Here is a 6,037-nt window from a genome sequence, read left to right on the forward strand (position 1 = left end):
AGCGCGGCTGCGGAGGGCGCCATGTCAGCCCACCGCGAGCACGACGAGCGTCATGTTGTGGTACCCGGTAATGCCGCGGAGCCGGGCGAACTCTCCCCAAGTGTAGAAGCCGGCGACGGGCGCGCCGCCCGACCGCTCGCGCATGTGCCCGACCGAGGCACTGGAGCGACCCTCGCCGAGCAGCTGACGGCGAGCAATGCAGTCGAAGGCGAGCAGCCCAAGTGGGCGTGGCTGGCCCACCGCGGCTACCGCCTCCCGGCAAGCGCCCCCGGCTGCGTCCAGCCCAGATTCGGCGTCGCCTTCCATCAGCCAGATCACCCCACCCTCAGGCACCTCACCCAAAGAGCGCAGCCAGGGCTCTCCGACAACAAAGCGGTCCGAACCGACATCGCGGATCTCCAGACCGCTACGGCGACGTATGCCGATAGGCCGAGTGCGAACGAAGGCCATGAACGCGTCCGGATCCGTGTAGGCATCCTCGGGCGCGCCCAACCGGTCCAGATACACGACGCGCGCCGCTTGGTGTTCCGCGTCATAGCCAGTGGCGCTCTCTCGGGTGCCCGCACCGCTGACCGATAGCCACAGCTCCGCCGGCGGTGCGACGCCGCTGCGATCACCTTCATTCAGGCGCAAGTTCAGACGAGGGTCCATCCCATACTCCCAGACGCGAAACCAATACTACGCCACACCCGACATACAGAATAAATCGGCAAGAATTGCAATTTGCCCAGATGGCAGCCGAACGAACCTTGAGCGATCCAGCATCGTCCAAATACCCGATTTCCCTCGATCGGCTGGGGCTGGTCATCCCTTGTAGGTGAAGTCATGACGGTCTCGGCGGGGTTACAGCTTTAAATCTGATCTGTTCGGTGATCACCGCCTCCACCGACGGTGGGATGGTGTTTGTTGCCGGCGGGTCGTCCGGTAGGCGCGGCGACGGTGGAGGAGATGCCCGTCGGCAGGGCGTTCCATGCAGGTCGGCCGGTTCACGGACCGTAGGTCGGCAGCAGCTCCTTCATGTTTCCTGGCCGCTTTTCTGCCGGCATCTTTGGAGACGCCCGCCATGACTACGCGTCCATCGAAAGCCGTGTTCCGTTCGGGCCGTCGCCGGCCTGGCTAGCTACCGGCTTGTGAGCACCGACTGATCCACCCGAGCAGGGACGACCTGCCGTCTGCCCGGTGCACCGCGTGCCGCCCAGGAGGTCTCATGTTTGCCCGTCCCGCGTCCAGGTCGGTCCTCCCCGGTCGCCGGGCGAAATTCGCCAACGCCATCGCCGCCACCAACGCCATAGTCGTCCTGGTGGCGATGCTGCTGGCCGCCTGCTCGTCAGGCAAGGGAAGCAACTCGGCCAAGGATGTCGTCCTGGTCCAGTCGATCAGGAGCCTGTCGAACCCCTACCACGCACAGTGGGTCAAGGGAGGCGAGCTGTACGCGGCGTCGATCGGTATGAAGGTCGAGGTTCTGGCCAATGAGGGGGACTCCCAGAAGCAGCTCTCGCAGATCAAGTCGCTGACCGCGTCCGGAAAGACCGTGGTCGCCAACATCGACCCGAACACCTCGTCGGATGCCGAAGCTCTGGTCCGCGCGGTCACCGACGCTGGCGGCTACGTCGTCACCCACTGGAACAAGCCGGATGACCTGCACCCGTGGGACGTCAGTGACCACTGGGTCGCCCACGTCACCTTCGACGGCCGGGTGGGTGGCTACAACATCGCGAAGGCGCTGTTCGCCGAGATGGGCGGCACCGGCGGCATTATCGCCCTGCAGGGGCTGCCGGACAACGTGGTGGCACGAGACCGGCTCAACGGCATGACGAAGGCCATGAACGAGACGCCGGGCATCACACTACTCGACCAGCAGACCGGTGAATGGGACCGGAACAAGGCGTTCCAGGTGACCCAGACGCTGCTGAACAAGCACGAGGGCAAGGTGAACGGCATCTGGGCGGCGAACGACAACATGGCGCTCGGCGCCCTGGAAGCGCTCAAGGCCGCAGGCCTGCAGGGGAAGGTCCCGGTCGTCGGGATCGACGCGGTGCCCGAGGCGCTCAAGAACATCCAGGCCGGCGACGTCGGGTACGTAGCGACCCAGTCGTCGGACGCCTACTGGCAGGGCAGCGCCGCCCTGGCGCTCGCCCGCCAGGCGGCCACCGGGCAGTACAACGTCGGCAATGCACCGCAGTCGGACCGGGAGTTCTACGGCGAGCAGTTCGCCATCAACAAGGACAATGTGGGTAGGTTCCTGACGCCTCCGACGGCGGCGGACCTGCAGGACGACTGGCAGACTCCTCTGGCTCGCAACCAGGGGCAGATCACCTACCAGGGCCGGTGGACGCCGACGACAGGTGTCCGGGCCACCCGGTCAAGCCCATGATTCGCGACCAACCACCTCGCGCCTCACGGTTCTTCGAGGAGACGTATGTGAGCGAGACGACTACGACACGGGCTGGAGCCTGACCTGCTCTGCGCACCGGACGGCCGGGCGTCGGGCAACCGGCGGCTGGTGAACCGGGTCCTCAGCGCAGGTCCGGTTCTGGCGCTCTTGGTGCTCGTTGTCGTCTTCAGTTCGTTGAGCGACCAGTTCCTGTCGGCCGGCAACTTCCGCAGCATTGCCGGCCAGTCCGCCATCCTGCTCGTGCTGGCCATCGGGCTCACTGTGGTGATCCTGCTCGGCAGCATCGACTTGTCGGTCGAGGGGGTGATGGCAACCTCCTCGATGGTGACCGTCCTGTTGGCCGCCAACGACCGGAACGGGATGGACCTCGGCTACGGCGCGGTCCTGGCGGGATTGGCGGTCGGCGCCCTCTTCGGCCTCGTCAACGGGCTGCTGCACACGCAGCTCCGGATCCCGTCGTTCATGGTGACGCTCGGCACCGGCGCGGTCGGCATCGGCATCGCGACGGTCCTGTTCGCCGGCCAGCCGCCGCGGCTGCTCGATGAGGGTCTGCGCGACTGGTCCGCGCAGCGGTGGCTGGGGGTCTCGCGGCTCGTTTTCGTCGCCGCCGCCGTCCTAATCGCCGGGTACGTCATCCAGCGCTACAGTCGGATCGGCCGCTACGCGTACGTCATCGGGGACGACGAGGTCATCGCGCGCCTGTCGGGTCTGTCGATCAACCGCTACAAGGTGTGGGCTTTCATTCTGTCCGGGACGACGGCCGGACTGGCGGGGGCCATGGCCGCGAGCCAGGTCGGTGTCGGGGACGTTCAAATCGGGTCGGGGCAGGTCTTCGCCGGAATCACCGCTGTCGTGGTCGGCGGAACCCTGTTGTCCGGGGGGCGCGGTGGCGTCCTGCATACCCTCGTCGGCGCGCTCATCATGACGGTCTTGACGAACGGGCTGATCTTGGTCGGCGTCAACCCTTACCTGCAACGTTCGTTCCAGGGAGTCGTCATCATCATCGCGATCGCTGCCACGGCGTGGAACCAGCGCCACCGGATCAGGGTGATCAAATGAATGAGTCAGTCCTGCAGCTGCGCGGAATCAGCAAGCGGTTCCCCGCCGTCGTGGCGCTGGACCACGTCAGCATGCGCATCGACGAGCACGAGGTCGTCGGGCTGGTCGGCGAGAACGGTGCCGGCAAGTCGACGCTGTTGAAGATCCTTGCGGGGGTGTACCAGCCGGACTCCGGCGAGATCGCACTGCGAGGTCGTCCGCGACGCATCCGAAGCCCGCGCGACGCCGCGCGGGCCGGCATCGGCACGGTCCACCAGGAACAGTCGCTGGTGGCATCAGCCACCGTCGCGGAGAACATCCTGCTCGGCGCCGAGGGCGACGCAGTGCGGCTGGGTCTCTACCGGTGGAAGGAGCTGAACCGTCGTGCTCAGGTTCAGCTGGACAAGCTCGGCCTGGCCGTGCGTCCCACCGACAAGGTTCTCAAGCTGAGCTACGCGCAGCGGCAGATGGTCGAGATCGCCAAGGCCCTACACGTCGAGCAGCGGAGCGACAACGCGCCAGTGATCGTCCTGGACGAACCCACATCGGTGTTGGAGGGCCACGACCTGGAGACGCTCTTCCAGCAGATCGAGCGGCTCCGCCAGATCGCCTCGGTCATCTTCGTGTCGCACCGCCTGAACGAGATCCTGCGGGTCTCGGACCGCGTCTACGTCCTGAAGGACGGCGCCTGCGTCGCGGAGCGGACGCGCGCCGACATGCGGATCGACGAGCTGTACCAGTTGATGGTTGGCCGTGAGACGAGCGGGGAGTACTACCGCGAGAACGAGCAGCGGACAGTCGCCGACGCCCGGGAGCTGCTGGTGCTCCGCGGCCTGGGAAAGCGGGGGGCGTACCGCGACGTGTCCCTGACGCTGCGCGAGGGCGAGGTTCTCGGGCTGGCCGGCGTGATCGGGTCGGGGCGGGAGGAGCTGTGCCGCACGCTATTCGGAGCCGAGCACCACGACCGCGGCGAACTGATCCTTGACGGTCGGCGCCGTAGCTTCAGCTCGCCTGCGGCCGCGGTTCGGGCCGGCATCGGTTACGTCCCCGCCGAGCGCCGTTTGGAAGGGGTCGCGACGGGCATGTCCGTGGCGGAGAACATCCTCCTGGCGGACCGCTCATCGGCGTCCATCGGGCCGATCGCCGTACCCAGCTGGCGCAAGAGAGTCGTGGCGGACTGGATCGACCGGCTACACATCCGTACGCCGAGCCCGACCACCGACGTGAGCAAACTCAGCGGAGGCAACCAGCAGAAGGTGGTATTAGCCAAGTGGCTCAGCTCCGCACGTCTCAAGCTCCTCGTCCTCGACCACCCAACCCGCGGGCTGGACGTGGCGGCCAAGGAGGACGTGTACCGGTTCATCCGCCAGATGTGCAGTAGGGGCCTGGGCATCGTGCTCCTCGCAGACACCACTGAGGAGACGATCGCCCTGAGCCACAGCCTCGTGGTGATGAAGGACGGCGCGCTGACCGCTCGCTTCGACGCGACGCCCGGCAGCAAGCCGACCGAGGTCGAGCTCGTCGAGCGGATGGTGTGACGACGATGAGCATTCTGCGGATGCCCTCGCCCAGCCGCGAGTCAGTGCGGGAGCGGCTGCTGGCGGCGATGCCACTCGCGGTGCTCGTGGTGCTGGTGCTGGTGGTCAGGAGCCGCCAGCCCTCCTTCCTGTCCGTCCCCAGCCTGCGGGTGCTGTTGGAGAGCGCGGCGCCCATCATGCTGCTCGCCCTTGGACAGATGTTCGTGATCCTCATCGGCGGGATCGACCTGTCGATCGCCGTGCTGGCGTCGTTCGGTACGGTCCTGCTCGCGAAGTGGTTGCCCGGCATGGGTGTCCTGGGCGTACTCGCCATGCTGGTCACCCTGTCGATGGCCGGAGCGCTCAACGGGTTCATCAGCGCCTACCTCCAGGTGCCCTCCTTCATCGTGACCCTCGGTGCGATGGGTCTGTGGTCCGGGGTGGCGTTGACCGTCTCCGGCGCATCGACCCTGCCGTTGCGCGAGGGCTACGACGCCATCGGATGGCTGAAGGACCTACGTTTCGTCGAGATCCCCGCCAGCGGGGTCCTGGCCCTGGTCGTGGTGCTCGTCACGGCGGTGCTGATGCGCACGTTGTCCGCCGGACGGGCATTGCACGCCATGGGACTGGCTGAACGGGCCGTCCTCATGTCCGGTGGACGGACCCTCCGCCTGCGAGTGCTTGCGTTCACGTTGTCCGGGCTGTGCGCCGGGCTGGCGGCCGTGGTCCTCGGGGCCACCCAATTCAGCGGCGCACCCACCCTCGCCAACGCTCTGCTGCTGCCTGCCATCGCGGCGGTGGTCGTCGGCGGCTCGGCCATCACCGGCGGCGTCGGCGGACCGGTGCGCACCCTGATCGGAACCCTGGTCATCGGAGTCCTGCGCGTCGGGCTGAACATCAGCGGAGTCGACCCGGCCTACGAACAGGTGGTGTACGGCGTCGTGATCATCGCCGCGGTTGCCCTGACGCTCGACCGCTCCCGCATGAAAGTCGTGAAATGACCCTTGTCGTCGACAGTATTGTGTGTGGGGGTGCGGACGGCTGCGCCTGCGGGGGTGCGGCCGCCGGGCCGTTCGAGGTTGAGTTG

At 67.0% G+C, this 6,037-nt stretch carries 5 protein-coding genes; 4 read left to right on the forward strand and 1 reads right to left on the reverse strand.

The annotated features are described in order from the left end of the window. Window positions 1-24 precede the first annotated feature (24 nt). A complete protein-coding gene (locus ABZS66_RS59980) occupies window positions 25-651 on the reverse strand; it encodes an FIST C-terminal domain-containing protein (protein WP_354773685.1) in 627 nt (208 codons plus the stop codon). A gap of 556 nt (window positions 652-1,207) precedes the next feature. On the opposite strand from ABZS66_RS59980, the gene ABZS66_RS59985 reads away from it, so the two are divergent. The 4 genes from ABZS66_RS59985 (at window position 1,208) to ABZS66_RS60000 (ending at window position 5,951) form a co-directional block, all read left to right on the forward strand. Continuing rightward, a complete protein-coding gene (locus ABZS66_RS59985; protein ID WP_354773687.1) occupies window positions 1,208-2,374 on the forward strand; it encodes a sugar ABC transporter substrate-binding protein in 1,167 nt (388 codons plus the stop codon). Between the two features lie 129 nt (window positions 2,375-2,503). Further along, complete coding sequence (locus tag ABZS66_RS59990) at window positions 2,504-3,454, forward strand: ABC transporter permease (RefSeq protein WP_354773689.1); 951 nt, start codon at window positions 2,504-2,506, stop codon at window positions 3,452-3,454. Then, a complete protein-coding gene (locus ABZS66_RS59995) occupies window positions 3,451-4,971 on the forward strand; it encodes a sugar ABC transporter ATP-binding protein (protein ID WP_354773693.1) in 1,521 nt (506 codons plus the stop codon). Before ABZS66_RS59990 ends, ABZS66_RS59995 begins: the two co-directional genes overlap by 4 nt. An 80-nt stretch (window positions 4,972-5,051) precedes the next feature. Beyond that, window positions 5,052-5,951, forward strand: a complete 900-nt coding sequence (locus tag ABZS66_RS60000; RefSeq protein WP_354773691.1) for an ABC transporter permease — start codon at window positions 5,052-5,054, stop codon at window positions 5,949-5,951. The last annotated feature ends 86 nt before the right edge of the window (window positions 5,952-6,037 follow it).

Source organism: Dactylosporangium sp. NPDC005572, from assembly GCF_040605515.1.
In the GTDB taxonomy this organism is placed as follows: Bacteria; Actinomycetota; Actinomycetes; order Mycobacteriales; family Micromonosporaceae; genus Dactylosporangium.